The organism is Streptomyces sp. NPDC055749, from assembly GCF_053617235.1.
In genome coordinates, this window is sequence record NZ_JBSHFH010000011.1 from 64,858 (window position 1) to 81,722 (window position 16,865).

Annotated in this window: 17 protein-coding genes; 6 read left to right on the forward strand and 11 right to left on the reverse strand. The window is 71.0% G+C overall.

Features of this window, described 5'->3' with window-relative positions; genetic code table 11:
* Positions 1–141: 141 nt before the first annotated feature.
* Entirely contained in the window at positions 142–1,017 is an 876-nt protein-coding gene (locus ACWGO0_RS11000; protein WP_453531345.1) for an alpha/beta fold hydrolase, read from the reverse strand.
* Positions 1,018–1,101: 84 nt separating this feature from the next.
* On the opposite strand from ACWGO0_RS11000, the gene ACWGO0_RS11005 reads away from it, so the two are divergent.
* A complete protein-coding gene (locus tag ACWGO0_RS11005; RefSeq protein ID WP_453531348.1) occupies positions 1,102–1,677 on the forward strand; it encodes a CGNR zinc finger domain-containing protein in 576 nt (191 codons plus the stop codon).
* A gap of 25 nt (positions 1,678–1,702) precedes the next feature.
* On the opposite strand, the gene ACWGO0_RS11010 is transcribed toward ACWGO0_RS11005, so the two are convergent.
* Positions 1,703–2,371, reverse strand: a complete 669-nt coding sequence (locus ACWGO0_RS11010) for a response regulator (RefSeq protein ID WP_453531351.1) — start codon at positions 2,369–2,371, stop codon at positions 1,703–1,705.
* A complete protein-coding gene (locus ACWGO0_RS11015) occupies positions 2,368–3,477 on the reverse strand; it encodes a sensor histidine kinase (RefSeq protein WP_453531354.1) in 1,110 nt (369 codons plus the stop codon). The genes ACWGO0_RS11010 and ACWGO0_RS11015 overlap by 4 nt, the downstream gene beginning before the upstream one ends.
* Positions 3,478–3,659: 182 nt before the next feature.
* Here ACWGO0_RS11015 and ACWGO0_RS11020 point away from each other — a divergent pair, with 182 nt between their 5' ends.
* Together ACWGO0_RS11020 and ACWGO0_RS11025 are read left to right on the forward strand one after the other, a co-directional pair.
* On the forward strand, positions 3,660–4,304 hold the full coding sequence (locus tag ACWGO0_RS11020; protein WP_453531357.1) for a hypothetical protein: 645 nt from the start codon (positions 3,660–3,662) through the stop codon (positions 4,302–4,304).
* Positions 4,297–4,842, forward strand: coding sequence for a hypothetical protein (locus ACWGO0_RS11025; RefSeq protein WP_453531360.1), 546 nt, complete (start codon positions 4,297–4,299; stop codon positions 4,840–4,842). The genes ACWGO0_RS11020 and ACWGO0_RS11025 overlap by 8 nt, the downstream gene beginning before the upstream one ends.
* A 22-nt stretch (positions 4,843–4,864) precedes the next feature.
* Here ACWGO0_RS11025 and ACWGO0_RS11030 read toward each other — a convergent pair whose 3' ends face one another.
* From ACWGO0_RS11030 to ACWGO0_RS11045, 4 genes are all read right to left on the reverse strand, one after another.
* Positions 4,865–5,923 (reverse strand): hypothetical protein, encoded by a 1,059-nt coding sequence (locus ACWGO0_RS11030; protein ID WP_453531363.1) that lies wholly within the window; start codon positions 5,921–5,923, stop codon positions 4,865–4,867.
* Positions 5,924–5,933: 10 nt separating this feature from the next.
* Positions 5,934–6,863: an N-acetylneuraminate synthase family protein gene (locus ACWGO0_RS11035; RefSeq protein ID WP_453531366.1), complete on the reverse strand. Its 930-nt coding sequence runs from the start codon at positions 6,861–6,863 to the stop codon at positions 5,934–5,936.
* A gap of 13 nt (positions 6,864–6,876) precedes the next feature.
* Positions 6,877–8,115 (reverse strand): cytidylyltransferase domain-containing protein, encoded by a 1,239-nt coding sequence (locus ACWGO0_RS11040; protein WP_453531369.1) that lies wholly within the window; start codon positions 8,113–8,115, stop codon positions 6,877–6,879.
* An 80-nt stretch (positions 8,116–8,195) separates the two neighbouring features.
* A complete protein-coding gene (locus ACWGO0_RS11045; RefSeq protein WP_453531371.1) occupies positions 8,196–9,584 on the reverse strand; it encodes a DUF6716 putative glycosyltransferase in 1,389 nt (462 codons plus the stop codon).
* A 219-nt stretch (positions 9,585–9,803) separates the two neighbouring features.
* Between ACWGO0_RS11045 and ACWGO0_RS11050 the strand changes: the two genes are divergently transcribed.
* Entirely contained in the window at positions 9,804–10,790 is a 987-nt protein-coding gene (locus tag ACWGO0_RS11050; RefSeq protein WP_453531374.1) for a glycosyltransferase family 2 protein, read from the forward strand.
* Positions 10,787–12,073: a polysialyltransferase family glycosyltransferase gene (locus ACWGO0_RS11055; RefSeq protein WP_453531377.1), complete on the forward strand. Its 1,287-nt coding sequence runs from the start codon at positions 10,787–10,789 to the stop codon at positions 12,071–12,073. The genes ACWGO0_RS11050 and ACWGO0_RS11055 overlap by 4 nt, the downstream gene beginning before the upstream one ends.
* A gap of 48 nt (positions 12,074–12,121) precedes the next feature.
* Here the strand turns inward: ACWGO0_RS11055 and ACWGO0_RS11060 are convergent, their stop codons facing one another.
* From ACWGO0_RS11060 to ACWGO0_RS11070, 3 genes are read right to left on the reverse strand one after another with little or no spacing between them, the layout of a single operon-like run.
* Complete coding sequence (locus ACWGO0_RS11060) at positions 12,122–13,213, reverse strand: acyltransferase (RefSeq protein WP_453531380.1); 1,092 nt, start codon at positions 13,211–13,213, stop codon at positions 12,122–12,124.
* A gap of 8 nt (positions 13,214–13,221) precedes the next feature.
* The gene (locus ACWGO0_RS11065) at positions 13,222–14,565 is read right to left on the reverse strand and encodes a polysialyltransferase family glycosyltransferase (protein ID WP_453531382.1); all 1,344 of its coding nucleotides are present in this window, start codon (positions 14,563–14,565) and stop codon (positions 13,222–13,224) included.
* 3 nt (positions 14,566–14,568) lie between these two features.
* Positions 14,569–15,534, reverse strand: coding sequence for a glycosyltransferase family 2 protein (locus ACWGO0_RS11070; RefSeq protein ID WP_453531384.1), 966 nt, complete (start codon positions 15,532–15,534; stop codon positions 14,569–14,571).
* Between the two features lie 172 nt (positions 15,535–15,706).
* Here ACWGO0_RS11070 and ACWGO0_RS11075 point away from each other — a divergent pair, with 172 nt between their 5' ends.
* Positions 15,707–16,165 carry a MarR family winged helix-turn-helix transcriptional regulator gene (locus tag ACWGO0_RS11075; RefSeq protein WP_453531386.1) on the forward strand — a complete coding sequence of 153 codons (459 nt, stop codon included), beginning with the start codon at positions 15,707–15,709 and terminating at the stop codon, positions 16,163–16,165.
* Positions 16,166–16,183: 18 nt separating this feature from the next.
* Here the strand turns inward: ACWGO0_RS11075 and leuE are convergent, their stop codons facing one another.
* Complete coding sequence (gene leuE, locus ACWGO0_RS11080) at positions 16,184–16,843, reverse strand: leucine efflux protein LeuE (protein ID WP_453531389.1); 660 nt, start codon at positions 16,841–16,843, stop codon at positions 16,184–16,186.
* Positions 16,844–16,865: the final 22 nt, after the last annotated feature.

The following is a 16,865-nucleotide window of genomic DNA, read 5'->3' on the forward strand; positions in this document are numbered from 1 at the left end:
CTTGCCCCCTCAACTGACCACAGATCAACAAAACTTCAGCCGCATAGAGGAACAAAAAGTGGCGTGGGGGCGTGTGGCGTGAGATGGGGGTGGGTAAGCTCTCCCGCTCATTTGGGCACTCGCTCGGATGTCAGGTGCCGGTCAGGTCCACGTGCGGTCGAGGAAGTCGGCGATGAGGGGGGCGATCTCGGGGAGGTTCTCCTCCAGTGCGAAGTGGCCGGTGTCGAGGATGTGGAGTTCGGCGTCGGGGAGGTCGTACAGGTAGGCGTGGGCGCCGGGTTCCGGGAAGAACGGGTCGTTGCGGCCCCAGGTGATGAGGGTGGGTGGGGTGTGCTTGCGGAGCCACGCCTGCCACTGCGGGTAGTGGTTCAGGTTGGAGCGGTAATCGAAGGCCAGGGCGATCTGGGCTTCCTTGCGTCCGGGACGGTCGAGGAAGTGCTGGTCAAGGGTCCAGCCATCGGGGGCTACGAGTTCGGGGTCGCTCGTGCCGCCCTCGTACTGGCCGCGCGTGGCGGGCAGGGTCAGCAGGTCACGGATGACGCCTTCGTCGCCCGGCACGTCCGGGCGGAGACCGATGAAATCGCGGGCGCCCTTTGACAGACCCTGTTCGTAGGCGTTGCCGTTCTGCACGACCAGGCCGGCGATCCACTCCGGGTGACGGGTTGCCAGCCGGAAACCGACGGGGGCGCCGAAGTCGAAGACGTACATCACGAACCTTGCCAGACCGAGTTGTTCCACGAACGCCTCGGTGATGTCCGCGAGGCGGTCGAAGGTGTAGGCGAAGTCACTGGGTGCGCGGGTGTGCCCGAAGCCCGGGTAGTCCGGGGCGATCAGCCGGTAATGAGCGCCGAGTGCGTCGATGAGACGCCGGAACTGGTGGGAGGCCGACGGGAATCCGTGCAGGAGCAACAAGACCGGGGCGTCCGCCCGGGTCGGCAGCGATTCGCGGTAGAAGACCTGCACCCCGTCGACCTCGACGTGGCGGTGGACGATGCGGGGTATGACCAGCGGAGCCATTTCACATGCCTTTCCATCGGGATGATGCATTAGTCTTAACGGCCCCAAGCTAATGTGTCAACCTGCCCATGTACCATTAGGTTCATGGTTGATTCCACTCCGCTGACCGGTGAGCCTCTGGCCATCGACCTGGTCAACACCCGCCCGAACGCCGCCGACGGCCCGGTCGACCTGCTCGCCGACGTCACCCGGCTGCGGTCATGGCTGGGCCTCCAGGCCGAACGCTTCCCCGAGCCGACACCGGACGCGGCGGCGCTCACCGATGCCGACCTGGCTGCCGTACACGCCGTGCGCGAGCACATCGCGGCCGCCGTGCAGGCCGCCCGGCACGGCGAGCAGCCGCCCGCCACGGCCCTGGACGGTCTCAACGCGGCCTTGCACGCCGCGCCCGCCATCCAGGAACTGGTCTGGGACGGCGGCTCGGTCACGCTCACCGCCCACCGTCCGGGCGCCCCCGGCACACGCCTGGCCGCCCTGTTCGCAGAGGACACCGTCCGTCTGCTGACCGATCCGGCAGTCCGCACGGTCCGTACCTGCGAGGGCGAAGACTGCGTGATGCTGTTCCTGCCCACCCATCCGCGCCGCCGCTGGTGCTCGGCGTCCCGGTGCGGCAACCGGGCCCGCGTGGCCCGGTACTACCAGCGCCACAAGGCCAACTGAACCGGCCGGCACCCGCCGGTACGGCTCAGGCGCCGGCCAGGCCGTTCTCCCAGGCCCAGGCGGCGATGCCTACCCGGTTGCGGGCCTTCAGCTTCGCCTGGACGTTCGCGATGTGGGTCTTGGCGGTGCCCGCCGAGATGAAGAGCTTCTCGCCGATCTCGGCGTTGGTGAGCCCCTCGGCGACCAGACGGGCGATCTCCTGCTCCCGGGCGGTGAGAGGTGACGGAGCCGTGGGCGCTGCCGGGGCGGGAGCGGGGGCGAGGCTCTGGAGCAGGCGGACCGTGATCTGGGGGCTGATGAGGATGTCCCCGGCCATCGCCGCCCTGACCCCCTCGATCAGCAGCCCGGGGCCCGAGCGCTTGAGCAGGAACCCGCAGGCGCCGTCGTGCAGTGCCGTGCGTACGTAGTCGTCGTGGTCGAAGGTGGTGACGACGAGGACGCGCATCGGGTCGGATACACCGGGGCCCGCGAGGCGCCGGGTCAGTTCGAGGCCGTCCAGGCCCGGCATGCGGATGTCGGCAAGGATCAGGTCAGGCCTCAGGGTGCGGGCGAGGTGGACGGCGGTGAGGCCGTCCGCCGCCTCGCCGACCACAGTCATGTCGGGCTGCGATCCGAGAATCAGACGGAATCCGCTGCGTACGTCTTCCTGGTCGTCGGCGATCAGGATGCGGGTCGGGCCGAGGGGCGTCGTCATGGGGTCTCTTCCGGGAGCGTGGCAGGCAGGACGGCGGTGAGCTGCCAGCCGCCGTCGCCGTACGGCCCCGCCGAGAGGGTTCCGCCGAGGGCCTGGGCGTGCTCGGTGAGGGCGGGGAGGCCGAGGCCGCCCCGGGAGACGCGGCGGGCCGGGGCGGGGCGGGCACCGCGGTCGTTGGTGACCCGGATCTCCACGGTGCCGGCGGTCGGGGTGAACGCGACGGTGGCGCGGGAGGCGTCGGGGGCGTGCCGGCGGATGTTGGTCAGCGCCTCGACGACGATGCGGTACGCGGCGGAGCCCGCCTCGCGGGAGAGCGCCTCCGCGACCGGGCGAGGCAGGTCCAGATGCGCCTCGGTGGCTCCCGCTGAGGTGAAGCTCTCCACCAAGGACGGCAGTTGGGACACATCGGGGAGCGGCTCGGTGGTGGGTGCCTCCGGACCGTGCAGCATCTGTACGGTCCGGTCCATCGCCGCCAGGGCGCTCAGGCCCGCCTTCTCGATGCGTTCCAGGGCGAGCACCGCCTGGGAGGGGTCGGTGGCGGCGACGAAGCGGGCCGCCTGAGCCTGGACGACGATCCCGCTGATGTCATGGGCGACGAAGTCGTGCAGGTCGCGGGAGAGCTGAAGGCGCTGGGCGCTGCGGGCCTCGGCCACCGCGCTCCGGCGACGCAGTTCCTGGCGGCGGGGGTAAGCGCCGGCGGCCACCGCGGCGGCTGCGGGGAGCAGCCAGAAGGTGGCGATTCCGATGGATTCCACTAAGGACTCACCGTCGACCAGCGGCAGCGGCCAGAGGGTCACCGCGAGGGCGGTCGCCGGGAGGGCCGACTTGAGTTCGCGCAGGGGTGACCAGCGGGTGACCACGGCCAGGAGGAGCAGCAGGACAGCGGCCTCCAGCAGCTTCGAGCCGGAGCCGAAACCTGCCTGCGGCAGGGCGAAGCTGGTGATCAGGGAGAGGACTGCGCAGACCGTGGTCGGGTGGGCGAGGCGGCCGAGCTGCTGACGAACCGCGGCACGGGGGCGGGCAACGGCCCACACCAACGTGCCTGCGGCCGCGAGTGACGGCAGGGCATCAAGCGCCTTGACGGCCGGGCCGGTTGATTCCCACATGGTGATCAGCGTACGGGTGTGCGATGTGGCGGGGCTCTCTGCCGAACGGCAGAGAAGGGCTGGGCGGCGGCGCGATCTTTGTGCCGATCGGCGGATGGGATCGCGGGGGTGCCGGGGGTGAAGCTTGAGCCGTTCAACCGACCACGGCCGGACAAATCACCTCCAGGACACGGGAGTTCACCATGCGCAACACCGCAATCGGCGCCACGGCAGCCGTCGCCGTCCTCGCCGGACTGATCGCCGCCGGCCCCGCTCCCGCAGCCCCGGCCACGGCTGCGTCGGCGGCGAAGCCGACGCAGACCGCGAGCGTCCACGGGAAGGCGCGGATCTCCTACATCGAGTCGATCAACGACGACATCCGCTTCACCATCGATGCCGAACAGGTGCCGTTCAGCCGGCCGCTGCTCCCCATCGCGCCCAGGGGAATGGCCACGGATGCCAGGGGCACACTGAAGATCCTCCACACCCCGCGGAGCGGAGCCGCAGGGTGGGCGGAGGCCCGGGTGGACTGCCTGGTCACCAGCGGCCGGACGGCGACCCTGACCGCGATCGTGACGAAGTCGAACGTCGAGGAGGTCGGCGCCCGGCTGGGCATCAGCGTCCAGCAGGGCGGCAAGGGCGAACCGGGCCGGCTCGGCTTCTCCTGGGGTGTGGTGAACGTCGACCCCGAGCACGTCGACGAGAACGGCGTGCCCATCAGGCCACAGGCCGGTACGTGCATGGCCCCCGCACCGTTCACGACCGTGATCAAGGGCGGTTTCAAGGTGGTCCACGCCGAGATCACGAAGGCTCCCGCGCAGCCCGAGGCGGTGATCGGGCGTGGCTGACACCCTGGTCACCGGGACGCCCGTGCCGGCCGCGCCCCAGGTCCCCCGTTCCGTCCGCCTGGCGGCGCACGCCGCCGCACTGACCCTGGTGCCGTCCGGGCTGTGGCGTATCGCCATCGCCCTGGGCTGGGACTCCGGATTCACCGATGAGGTCCTTCGCCCGGAGAACTTCCCCGGCGACGGATCCCTCTATCTGATCGGACTCAGCCTGTTCGCCGAGGCGCTCGGGCTGCTCACCCTGGGCCTGGTCCACAGATGGGGCGAGGAACTTCCGCGCTGGGTACCGGCCCTGGGCGGCCGGAGAATCCCCGTACCGGCCGCGGTGATCCCCGCCTCGCTGGGCGCGGCGCTCGTCACCCTCATCACGGTCACCGGTGCGTTCAGCTGGAACGACGCGGACAACATGGGTGCCGCCGGATCCCCCGAAGGGGGCTACTACTGGCTGATGACCGCCTGCTATCTCCCCCTGCTGGCCTGGGGCCCGCTGCTCGCGGTGGTCACGGCGGCCTACTACCGCCGCCGGCGTCGGGGTCGCTGAGTCCGGATCAGCCCCCGTCCTCTCAGGCCTCCCCCACCGCCGTCGAAGTGACCCGCCACGGGGCCAGGCGCTGTACGTCGCGGGCCGTTTCCGTTACGCCGCTCAGGAAGCCCTGGGCGCGGGGGGAAGCCGATTCGCGGAGCCATTCCGGGGCGATGTCGCAGACCGCGACCTTTACTCCGGTGCCCGCCAGGGCCAGGGGCAGGGTGTGGACCACCGTGGAGGGGAAGCTCAGGACCGTGTGGCCGATGGGGCCGCGGCGGGCGATGAGTTCCAGGGGGAGGTCCGGGCGGACGATCTCCAGGCCGGTGGCGGCTTCCAGGGCGTGGAGCTTCTCCGCCGATTCGCGGCGGTGCGCGAAGTAGCGGGTGGCGTTGTGGGCGCGGGCCAGGGAGAGGACCGCTTCCTGGTACGGGACCGGGTCGATCACGCCCGTTTCGACCAGGGAGGTGCCGACCAGGTCGGCGCCCTTGGTGATCAGGGGCGGGCCGAAGCGGGCGCGGGTCCAGGCGAAGTCGTTCGGGGTGACCACGATGCCGGGCGGAGCCTCGACCGGCATCGCGGTGAACACCTCGACCGTGTGGGTCGCCGTCGGGGTGAAGCGGCGCCGTGCGGCGGCCGTGACCGGGGCCAGGACCAGTTCGCGCGGGCCCTTGCTGCCGCCCCTGCGGTGCCAGCGCACGAGGCGTTCGCCCCGGGCCAGCTGGGCCACGAACTCCATGGTGGCCGTGCCGTCGTCGACCACCGTGAGGCGCCGGGCGCGGACCATCGTGAGGAGCAGCTGTACGTAGCGGGAGAACGGGTCGCCGATGACGATGTGCTCGGCCCGGCGGACGAGGCCCGCCAGGGCGCGCAGCGACTTCAGAGGCGCGCCGGCGTCGCCGCGCGCCTCCTGCCAGCGGACGGTGATGCCCTCGTCGCGGGCCAGCTCTGCCATCCGGCGCAGCTGACCGCGCGACATCGGGTCGACCGGGGGGAGGACGACGACCGTGGTGGCGGTCGCGTCAGGTCCTCCCCTTACGTGGGTCCACTCCAGGACGTTCAGGAGCTGGACCGGGCTCTCGACGAAGGCGAGGTTCACCGGTCGGCGCTCAGACCGCGACCGGCTCGGCGGCGGTGTCGCTCTCGGCGACGACGCCCGTGACGCGGCGGAGCTTCTTCATCGGGCCGAGCTCCGACTCGTACACCTTCTTGACGCCGTCACCGAGGGAGGCCTCGATGGTGCGGATGTCGCGGACCAGGCGGGTCAGGCCCTGCGGCTCGACGGAGGCGGCCTGGTCGGAGCCCCACATGGCGCGGTCCAGGGTGATGTGGCGCTCGACGAACGCGGCGCCGAGTGCGACGGCGGCCAGCGTCGTCTGGAGGCCGGTCTCGTGGCCGCTGTAGCCGATCGGGACGTTCGGGTACTCCTGCTGGAGGGTGTTGATCACACGGAGGTTGAGCTCCTCCGCCTTCGCCGGGTACGTCGAGGTGGCGTGGCAGAGCAGGATGTTGTCCGAGCCCAGGACCTCGACCGCGTGGCGGATCTGGCGCGGGGTCGACATGCCCGTGGAGAGGATGATCGTGCGGCCGGTGGCGCGCAGCGCGCGCAGCAGCTCGTCGTCGGTCAGGGAGGCGGAGGCCACCTTGTGGGCCGGGACGTCGAACTTCTCCAGGAAGGCGACGGCCTCGGTGTCCCACGGGGAGGCGAACCAGTCGATGCCGCGCTTGGCGCAGTGGTCGGCGATCGTGCGGTACTCGTCCTCGCCGAACTCGACGCGGTGGCGGTAGTCGATGTACGTCATCCGGCCCCAGGGGGTGTCGCGCTCGATGTCCCACTGGTCGCGCGGGGTGCAGATCTCCGGGGTGCGCTTCTGGAACTTGACGGCGTCGCAGCCGGCTTCGGCGGCCACGTCGATCAGCGCGAGGGCGTTGTCGAGGTCGCCGTTGTGGTTGATGCCGATCTCGCCGGTGATGTAGACGGGGCGGCCGGGGCCCGCGGTGCGGGTGCCGAGCGTACGCAGACGGGAGGTGTTGCTCATGGTGGTGCGTTCCTTACTTGGTGGGGGTGGAGACAGGGGTGGTGGTGAGGGTGGGGCCGAGGAGCCAGGCCGCGATCTCGCGGATGGCGCCGAAGCCGCCGGGGGTGGTCGTGACGGCGCGCGCCGCGGCGCGTACCGAGTCATGGGCGCTGGCGACGGCGACGGGCCAGCCCGCCAGTCCGAAGCAGGGCAGGTCGTTGACGTCGTTGCCGACGTAGAGGACGCGCTCGGGTGCGATGGACTGCTCCTCGCACCACTGCTTGAGTGCCTCGTCCTTGCGGTCGATGCCGTGCAGGACGGGGATCTGGAGCTTGCGGGCGCGGGCGGCGACGACCGGGTTCTGTTCCGAGGAGAGGATCAGCAGCGGCAGGCCCGCCTTGCGCATCGCCGCGATGCCCAGGCCGTCGCCCCGGTGGACGGCGACCGTCTCGCGTCCGTCGGAGTCGATGAGGACCCGGTCGTCGGTCTGCGTGCCGTCGAAGTCGAGGACGACCGCGTCGATGTCCTCGCGGGTCGGCAGCGGTGAGGGGTCCAGGAGCGGCGCGAGGGCGCGGGCGCGGGCCAGGTCGTGCGGGTCGTCGATCTCCAGCACGCGAGCCGGGTCGGTGCGCACCAGCGCGGTGTGGCCGAAGAAGCGGTGACGGTGGGTACGGAAGCCCGCCACGGCCATGGCGTACGCGGCGCCGGTCTCCAGCAGGTCCTGCGGGCGGTCCTGGCGGCGGGGGCGTACGGCCTTGTCGTGGTTGACGCCGTAGGTGCTTTCCTCCACCGCGTGGCCGTCACGCCAGACGAAGCCGTGGAAGGGGGCGACGGTGACGGCCGTGTCGGCGCCGTCCCGAGCGACCGCCGCGGCGACGCCGTCGATGTCCTCGCGGGTGATGAAGGGGCTGGTGCACTGGACGAGGAGCACCACGTCGGCCGTCCGGCCGGGCTGCCCCGACTCGTAGGCGTCCAGTGCGTGCAGGACCGCGGCCTCACTGGTCGCGGTGTCCCCCGCGATGGCCTGGGGGCGCTGTACACAGTGCAGCCGGGCGGCCTCGCCGAGCGCGGCGGCCGCTTCCGTGGCCGCTTCCGCGATCGCCGGGTCGTCGGTGGTGACGACGACGTCCGTGACCTCGGCGGAGCCGAGGCAGGCGCGGACGGCGCGGGCGACCAGGGGGATGCCGCCGACCTGGGCGAGGTTCTTGGCGGGGACGCCCTTGGACCCACCGCGGGCGGGGATCACAGCGAGCACGGTCGGGGTCGGCGTCATGGAGGCTCCTGAAGTGGTGGTCTCGGCACGGGAGTCCGCGGCTCCCCCGGTCACGGTTGGCCCGGTCACGGATCGCCCGGTCACAGCTCGCCCATCCGGCGGATCACCGGGGCGACGCGCTGGACGCCGTGCCGGTAGGCCCCGCGTGCCGCGTTGCGTACGGTTTCGCGCACCGCTCCCCTGACCCGGCCGGTCTCCCTGGGCGCCACGGCGCCCGGCAGCGGGGTGCCGTCGGGGCCCAGGTGGTGGCGGGCGAGGATGCCGGGGAGGTAGCCGGGGGCGGTGGCGGGCGTGTAGTAGGGGGCGAGGGCCGGGAGTTGGTCCCGTTCCAGCAGCGCGGTGACCGTGGCCCGGGCGGTGTCGTACGCCGTGGCGTACGTACCGTCGGCGGCGACGCCCTGACCGGCCAGCCACTCCTCGTCGGGCCTCGGCCGGAATCCGCCGTCCAGCCGGTCCCAGGACGTGAGGAGTCCGGAGCCGATGAAGTGGTGGTTGCCGAGCGTTTCGCGGACGCCGAGGTCGGAGAGGACGGCGGTCGGGATCCGCCGGTGCAGGGATTCGAGCGCGGCCGTCGAGGAGACGGTGACCAGCAGGTCGGTGCGGTCCAGGACCTCGCCCATGTGCCCGTACACCAGGCGGAAGTTGGGCGGCAGGCCGCCCGGGAGCTTCTCCGCGAGGCGCTGGTAGGGCAGTTCCTCGATGTGCGTGGTGTGCTCGCCCGGCTTCGAGCGCAGCTTCAGCAGCACCTCGCGGCCGGGGTGCAGCCGGGCGTGCTCGACGAGCCTGCGCAGCAGGTACGTACGGTCGGCCCGGGATGCCGGTACGGAGGGCTGGGCGGCGAACACGACGGTGTCGCGGCCCTCCTCCGCCAGGTGCGGCGCACCGCCGAGGAACGGCAGCGCGGCCTCCGTGACGGCCGAGGCGTCGGCGCCCACTCCCTCGTACACCGCGCGGAAACGCTCCGCGTCGTGGCGGGAGTTGGCGAGGACGACGTCCGCGCCGTGGCGCAGGAGGAGTCCGTCCGCGAGCTTCTCGTAGACGACCCCGACATAGCCGGTGACGATCACGGGCCTGCGGGGCAGTTCCAGTGCGGCGAGTCCGTGCAGCATCGCCTGGACGGCGCCGCCGACGAGGGCGAGGACGACGATGTCGTACCCCTCGTCCCGCACCGTGTGCAGGAACTCGACCGCCGTCACCTCACGTACGTGAGCCGCCTCGATACCCACCTCGCCGACCTCGGCGAGCTGCCGGGGGGTGGGCGTGGCCCGGCCGCGCAGCAGGAGTCCGCTGACCTCGACGGGACGCTCCTGTTCGAACGACGCGCCGGTGCCGGTGGTGAGGCGGCGCGCGGTGAGCGCGCCCCATTTCCACCGGGTGTCGGAGTCGGCGAGCACGGCTACACGGAGCGCGGCGCTGCCGTCGGAGGCGGTAACGGCCGGATCAGCCGTTTTGCTGGTACGTGGGGGCACGTCCTAGAAGTTAGGAAGGCATTCCAAGGAGCGGCCCAACGTGGCGGCAACAAATGGTTAACAGCCCACCGACGATTGGCGAATCAACCCGGGAACGGGCCGTTTCGCCCCTGAATTCCATGAGGAATCAACCTGGTTCACCATTCGGACCTTCGCCGTTCACCCGCCATTCTTGCTGGGGACAGGGCGAATGCCGGGGCCCGCCCTAGCGTGATGCGGGTGGTTAAGCTCTCCGTCATCGTGCCGTTCTTCAACGTGCAGACATACGCGCCCGACACCCTCAGAAGCCTTCGGGCCAATGCCCGGGAGGATTTCGAGTTCATCCTCGTCGACGACTGTTCGACCGACGGGACGCCGGACCTCCTGCGCCGCGCGCGGGAGGAGATCCCCGGCGTGGTGCTGAGACGGCACGAAAGGAACGAGGGTCTCGCGACGGCCCGCAACACCGGCCTGGACGCGTCCAGCGGTCAGTACGTGACGTTCCTCGACGGTGACGACTGGCTGGCCCACGGCCACTGCTCGGACCTGGTCGCCGCGATGGACCGCCTGGGCTGCGACTTCCTGCGGACCGACCATGTGCAGTGCAACGGCAAGTCCCGCTCGGTACGCCGGGTGCCGCACGGCCTGCGGAACGTACCGATGAATCCGCGCGACGCCATCCTCCCGGCCGGCCGCACCACCTCCGTCGACTATCCGTACGCCTGGGCCGGGGTCTACCACCGCCGCCTGGTCGACCGGGGGCTGATCCACTTCACGGAGGGGCTGCGCACCGCCGAGGACCGGCCGTGGATCTGGCGGCTGCACCGGGAGGCGGAGTCCTTCGCGGCGATCGGTCTGCTCGGGGTCTTCTACCGGCGCGGAGTCGCGTCCTCCCTCACCCAGACCGGAGATATGCGACAGCTCGATTTCATTCGCGCATTCGATCAGGTTATTGAGGAGACCGCCCAGGACCGGGAGGCGGAAACGCTTCTGCCGAAGGCCGTACGTACGTACTGCGCCGTCATCTCCCACCACCTGGGCGCCATTTCCAAACTCGAACCCGGTGTGGCGCGCAGGCTGCGGTCGATGAGCGCCGCGGCCCTTCGCCGTATGCCGCAGGACATTCTGGAAGAGACGATCGACTCCATGGGCATCGACAGGGCTTCCCGGCTGCGGAAACTGCGCCGCCGTCCCACCACGGGCGCGGGCACGGGTGCGGCGGCATGAGCACTCGGATCTTCTGCGCGTCCACCCTGCACGGTGCGGCGGTACTGGCCGCCGCCGTCGACGCGGGCTGCTTCGCCCCCACGGACCGGCGGATTCTGCTGGCCGTCAACAACGCCCCGGTGCCGGAGGTCGATCCCGCACTCGACGAGCTGCCGGGCTTCGACGCGATCCGCGACCGGTTCGACGAGGTGCTCTCCTGGAACGCGGCCATCGCACCGTTCCACCCCGCGGGCTGGTCGCCACGGACCGGCGACGCCCCCATGTGGGAACGCCACCTGCGGCGCCTGTGGCAACTCGGCGACGAAGAGCTCGAGTTGGCGGTCGAGTCCATCGAGGACAAGCCGGCCGCCGCAGTCACCGGCATCTTCCTGGGCGCGCCCGTGGATGTGTACGCGGACGGGCTGACCGGCTACGGACCCACCGGGAGCAAGCTCGACCCGCTGCTGGGTACGCGGGTGCGCCGGCTCCTCCACCTCGGTCTGGTGCCGGGTACGGAGCCCTTGCTGCTCACGGAGTTCGGCGTGGAGTCCGAGATCGTTCCGGACGACGCCTACCGCGCGGTCCTGCGGAAGGTCGGCGCGGCCTCCCCCGCACCGGAGGTGGCGTACCGCGCTCCGGCGCTGCTGATCGGCGAGCACCTCGACGACGACCTGCATCTCGGGATGCTGCGCGGCGCCGCCGGGCTCGGACACAGGAGCATCGTCTTCAAGCCGCACCCCGCGGCGCCCCTCCACCTGTCCGGCGAGCTGGAGTCGGAGGCCGAGCGGCTGGGTGTGGAACTGACCGTGCTCGAACCGGCCGTGGTCGCCGAGACGCTCTTCGAGCAGCTGCGGCCCGCGCTCGTCGTGGGCTGTTCCTCGGCCACGCTCTTCACCGCCCGGCATCTGTACGGTCTCGACGTCGCGCGCACCGGGACGCGGGAGGTGCTGGAACGCCTCACCCCGTTCGAGAACGCCGACCGTGTGCCGGTGGTTCTCGCCCACACCCTGCTGCCGGAGCTGGAAACGGGGCCCACAGCGGCGCCCGGGAATCCGGACCTGCTGGTCACCGCGCTCGGGTTCGTGATGCAGCCCCGCGTCCACGCCGAGCTGCGGCCCGCCGCCACCGCGTACCTCGCGGACGGCATCACACCCGCCGAACTGGAGCTCTTCCCGCGCCGCAGGCTGACCGTGCTCGGCCTCCCGGGCGGGCTGCCCGGCAGGCTCGCCGCGCTTTCGCGCAATCCGGTCCTGCGCCGGGCGGCGGTACGGGCACGGCGGATGGGGCGGACCGTACTGCGCTGAGCGTGTCCTGCCCGGGGCCTGAATGAACGTCAAGCCCTGTGCAGGCCCTCAGCCGAGCAGCCGGCCCAGCCCCAGCCGGCCCCACAACAGCGCCGCGCCGAACGACAGCAGCGTGGTAGCGGCGACGAGGCCGATGAGCGCAGCCGCCGCAGCGGCCGTCCCCAGGTCCTCGGAGATGAACCACCGCGAGAGCGCGGTGAGCACCAGCAGGTGGACCAGATAGGCGCCGAACGAGGCGTTGCCCAGCCTGACCAGATGCGGGCGCAGCCGCTCGGAAACCCGCAGCCGGTGCAGCGAGAGCAGCACGCCGCCGGTGAACAGGGCGACGAACAGACTCCCGTACGGAATCGCGTAGTGGATGTCGTGCTGATACCAGGCCACGCCCGCGAAGCCCGCAGCCGCCAGCAGCACCCACGGCGCACGCCACCGGCCCACCGCACCGGCCGGCAGGGCCACCAGCAGCGCGCCCGCGACCGCGTACACGAGCTGGTACGGGGCGAACGTCCAGCCGAGCCGGGGCATGTCCCAGCCGGTGATCCGGCCGATGTCACCGAGGAACACCGGGGCCAGCGCGAGGCCCAGCAGCGCGGCGCCGAGGCCCCAGGGCCGCTTGCCCGCCTTCACCATCACGACGAACGCCAGCAGCAGGATGACCGGCACGTACGCGTACAGGTACCAGAGGTGGAACGCGGGCCTGCCCGAGCCGAACAGCGCGTCCCGCGCCAGCTCGCCGACCGGCCCGTCGTTCGTACCGCGCCATCTGCCCCAGGCGAGGTAGATCACCGTCCACGCGGCGAGCGGCACCAGGATGCGCACGATCCGCTGCCGCAGCCGTCGGCCGTCCTTCGGCGGGGCGCCGACCAGGATCACCCAGCCGGCGATCGCGAAGAAGACGGGCACGGCGAAGCGGCTGGCGGAGTCACCGACGATTCCGGCCCAGTAGACGCCGGAGCCGCCCGATTCCGTACGTCCCACGGCGTCCAGGAACGCGGAGCCCGAGTGGCAGAGAATCACGCCCACGGAGGCCAGCAGCCTGATCAGGTCGACGTCGTACCGGTGTTCACGCTCGGGCCGGCCGGTCGCGGCGACGGCTTCCGGAGCCACGGGGGCCGTGGGGGCGGTGGATGACGTGGATGACATCGAAGACCTCAGAAGCCCAGGCCGGCGCGGGTGCGCCGGGCGGTCCTGCGCAGCCGGACAGCGGCGCCCTGGACGCTGCCGCCTGGCAGCGAGAGCTTTCCGAGGCGTCGCCGCTTGAAGTAGTGCTGCGTGCTGCTGTCCAGCCGCTCACGCAGCCATGCCTCGGTCTCGCCGCGCAGCCCCGGATGGAGGCGGGACTGCATGCAGTAGCCGACCGTACGGACCAGGGGGCCGAGGGTGTCCGGTGCGCTGCCGGGCAGGGCGGGCACGCCGTCGGCGGCGTGCTCCTCCAGATCGGGCACGAGGTGGTCGACGATCGTCAGCGGCACGCGGTTGCTGTTCTCGTACGGGGTGAGGCGGTCCAGCAACGGCCCCGTACCGACGCGGGCGACGGGAATGCCGTAGTACGTGGCCGCGGTGAGCATCGCGGTGGAGAAGCAGCCGACGACGAGCGTGGGCGCGCACCGTTCGAAGAGGGTCTCCGCCAGCAGCGGGGTGTTCATCGTGGTGAGCCGGACCCCGGCCTCGGCGGCCGCGGCGTCCAGCGCCTCGGAGTAGCGGGCCGGGGCGGTGGGGTGCGGCTTGAAGAGGACGGATGTGTGGCCTGCCCTGGCCACGCCCCGCAGCATGCGGATGTGCAGGTCCTCCTCCTCCTCGGGGGTGAGGATGCCGAGGGCTGCGAGGTACTGCCCCAGGAGCACGGCGGTGGGGGCCTGGGCGACCACTTCGGTGAGCTGCGGGTCACCGTCCGCGGACCCGGCGATCTCGCCGAGGACCTTGCGCATGGCGTCCGCCGGTACGAGTTCGGGCTCCACGTCGAATTCGGACAGGAGCATCGGCCTGAGTCCGGGGACCAGGTCGAGGTGGAGTACGCGCCGGATGCGGCAGCCCAGGGAGAGCGGCAGTTTGTTGCGGGTCGGCCCGTAACTCATGAGGCCGTCCGCGTACACGTGCAGCGCGCTCTCGGAGAAGATCGCGGCGAGTGCGCGGGCCGGGTTGACCTGGATGGATTCCAGGGCCAGTTCGACGGGTCCGTCGCCCAGGTCCCAGGCCAGCCGGAAGGCACGCTGCCAGAGCACGGTCTCCTCGGCGCGCGGGCCCCAGGCGTTCGGGTGGTACGGGCTGATCGCCTCGTTCCAGCTGATGACGGAGTCGAAGCGGGCGGCGATGCGGTCGTAGCCACGCATCTCGTCGAGGCCGGGAGTCGCCTCCGGGACCGCGGCGTTGTTGCACACCAGCAGGATGCGGCGGCTGTCCGACGGTGGTCCGAACTGGCCCGCGTCGAGCGCGGCGGCGAGGGTGGCGGCCCCGTACAGGGTCGATACCTGGAAGATCTGGGTGCGCGTGGGCATGGGTCAGGCGGCCTTCTGCTTGTCACGCAGGCGCCGGAGCACTGTGCTGCGCTTGGTGTCCATCGTGTTCAGGGTGTCGTCGAGCACCTGCTGCGGCATGCGGTGCAGCGCGGCCGTCGAGGCGAGTCTCAGCCGGCGGGCGGTGCCGGACTCGTAGTCGGTGGACCGCTCGCCATGGAAGGCGATCAGCGCGCAGTACGTACGGACCGCCTTGGGCAGCAGGAGTTCCGCGTCCCGGTCCTGCGCCAGCTCACGGAGCAGGGTGTCGTAGGCCGGGAAGAAGTCCAGCTGGCGGGAGTCCTTGATCTGGGTCAGGGACGTGGTCACTCCGCGGCGGTAGAAGATCCCGTAGAGCCCCAGTGCCGCATAGCTCCGCGCCCGCAGGTGCAGCCGCCAGGTCCAGAGGCGGTCCTCGGCCGTGCGCAGCTCCTCGTCGAAACGCATGGCGCCGTCCTCGAAGAGCCGGCGGTGGTAGAGCCCGGCCCAGACGAAGGGGTAGTCGACCATCGTCTCCATGTCCGGGTACGCGATCCCGGTCCGCGGGTCGATCGCCTCGTCCCGGACCCGGGCGGGGGCGCGCCGGATGACACGGGTGGTGTCCGTCGACTGGACGTGGTCGTTACGGACGAAGTCGACGTCCAGTTCCTCGGCGGCACGCAGCAGCCGGGACAGATGACCCGGGGCGTACCAGTCGTCGCCGTCGAGGAAGGTGAGGTATTCACCGCTCGCGGCCTCGATGCCGCTGTTGCGCGCGGCGGCGATGCCCACGTTCGTGTCGTGTCTGATGACCCGGGCCTGCGGCAGCCGCCGGGCCCAGCGGTCGATGACGGACGGTGTCCCGTCCGTGGAACAGTCGTCGACCAGCAGGAATTCGACGTCCGAATCCGTGTTGCGGGCGAGACTTCCCAGGGTGGTGTCGGCGTACGGGGCGACATTGTGGAGCGGTACGACAACGGACAGTTTTGGCACGCCGGCCCTCGCCTTCGATCATGTAGCCGCCCAAGCTAATGAAGGGCGTCGAGGACCGAGTGGCCGTTGATGCGACGGAGGATGAACTCTGGGCGTCGCCGACATGACGCCGGACGCGTCCTCCACTCCGAGCCTTGACCTCAAGCACGCTTGAGGTTCTACGTTCGTGGACATGAACTACTCACACGATGACGCAGGACTCGCCAAGCAGCCGATCGGATACTGGAGTTGGGCCGCCCACAAGGCGACGGTGACGCACATCCGCAGCGCCCTGGCGGAACACGGACTGACCCAGCCCCGGTGGTGGGTGCTGAACCAGCTCCTCGAAGCGGACGACAAGGGCCGCCCGCGCGACGAGGTGGTCGCGTTCCTCCGCGGCTACCTCGATGTCGGGGACGCCTTGGAACCGGAGATCGACACCCTGCTCGACCAGGCCCTGATCACGCAGGACCCCACGACCCGCCTGCGGCTGACGCCCGAAGGCCACGCACTGCGCGAGCGGGCGTACGAGCGGGTGTCGCGGGCCAGTGCGGAGATCCACGCGGGCATCCCCGAGGAGGATTTCGTCGCAGCTCTCAAGGTCCTGCAACGCATGATCCACAACGTGAACGGCGAAGCCTGGCACCACTGAACGGGGCCAGGCCCGGGCTCACACGCTGCTGAACGTGAGCTTCGCCGCGAAGCCGAGGAACAGCACACCCGCCGCCGAGGTGGCCCCCGCCGAAAGCCGCTTGCGGCGGCGGAACGCGGTGGCCAGGCGGGTGCCGCCGAATATCAGGGTCGAGAGATACAGGAAGCTGCCGATCTGGAGCAGCGTGCCCAGGAGCAGGAAGGAGAGTGCCGGGTAGGCGTAGCCGGGGTCCACGAACTGCACGAAGAAGGAGATCAGGAACAGGATCGCCTTCGGGTTGAGCAGGCTGACCACGAGCGCACGCCGGTAGGGCCGCTCGACCGCCGAGGCCGGCGCCTCGCCGTCCTCCGTCAGCTCGGCCACCCGCCGGTGCCGGTCGCGCCACATCGACACGGCGGCGCGCAGCATCCCGATCGCCAGCCAGGTCAGATAGCCCGCGCCCGCGTACTTGACGATCGCGAAGAGCAGCGGCGTCGTCTGGAGCAGCGAGGCGGCGCCCAGCGCGGACAGGGTCATCAGCACGGTGTCGCCGGTCCAGACCCCTGCGGCGGCCACATAACCGGTCCGTACGCCGCGGCGGGCGGCGACGGACAGCACGTACAGCGAATTCGGCCCCGGCAGAAGAATGATCAGCACGAGGCCGGCGAGATAGGTCGGAAGATCGGTGACACCCAGCATGAACGGAGTGTCGCACGCGGGT

Excerpts from the sequence above, each read along its gene's own strand:
- ACWGO0_RS11000 (WP_453531345.1), bottom strand. The coding sequence starts at position 1,017 with ATGGCTCCGCTGGTCATACCCCGCATCGTCCACCGCCACGTCGAGGTC.
- ACWGO0_RS11005 (WP_453531348.1), top strand. The coding sequence starts at position 1,102 with ATGGTTGATTCCACTCCGCTGACCGGTGAGCCTCTGGCCATCGACCTG.
- ACWGO0_RS11010 (WP_453531351.1), bottom strand. The coding sequence starts at position 2,371 with ATGACGACGCCCCTCGGCCCGACCCGCATCCTGATCGCCGACGACCAG.
- ACWGO0_RS11015 (WP_453531354.1), bottom strand. The coding sequence starts at position 3,477 with ATGTGGGAATCAACCGGCCCGGCCGTCAAGGCGCTTGATGCCCTGCCG.
- ACWGO0_RS11020 (WP_453531357.1), top strand. The coding sequence starts at position 3,660 with ATGCGCAACACCGCAATCGGCGCCACGGCAGCCGTCGCCGTCCTCGCC.
- ACWGO0_RS11035 (WP_453531366.1), bottom strand. The coding sequence starts at position 6,863 with ATGAGCAACACCTCCCGTCTGCGTACGCTCGGCACCCGCACCGCGGGC.
- ACWGO0_RS11040 (WP_453531369.1), bottom strand. The coding sequence starts at position 8,115 with ATGACGCCGACCCCGACCGTGCTCGCTGTGATCCCCGCCCGCGGTGGG.
- ACWGO0_RS11055 (WP_453531377.1), top strand. The coding sequence starts at position 10,787 with ATGAGCACTCGGATCTTCTGCGCGTCCACCCTGCACGGTGCGGCGGTA.
- ACWGO0_RS11060 (WP_453531380.1), bottom strand. The coding sequence starts at position 13,213 with ATGTCATCCACGTCATCCACCGCCCCCACGGCCCCCGTGGCTCCGGAA.
- ACWGO0_RS11065 (WP_453531382.1), bottom strand. The coding sequence starts at position 14,565 with ATGCCCACGCGCACCCAGATCTTCCAGGTATCGACCCTGTACGGGGCC.
- ACWGO0_RS11075 (WP_453531386.1), top strand. The coding sequence starts at position 15,707 with ATGAACTACTCACACGATGACGCAGGACTCGCCAAGCAGCCGATCGGA.
- leuE (WP_453531389.1), bottom strand. The coding sequence starts at position 16,843 with ATGCTGGGTGTCACCGATCTTCCGACCTATCTCGCCGGCCTCGTGCTG.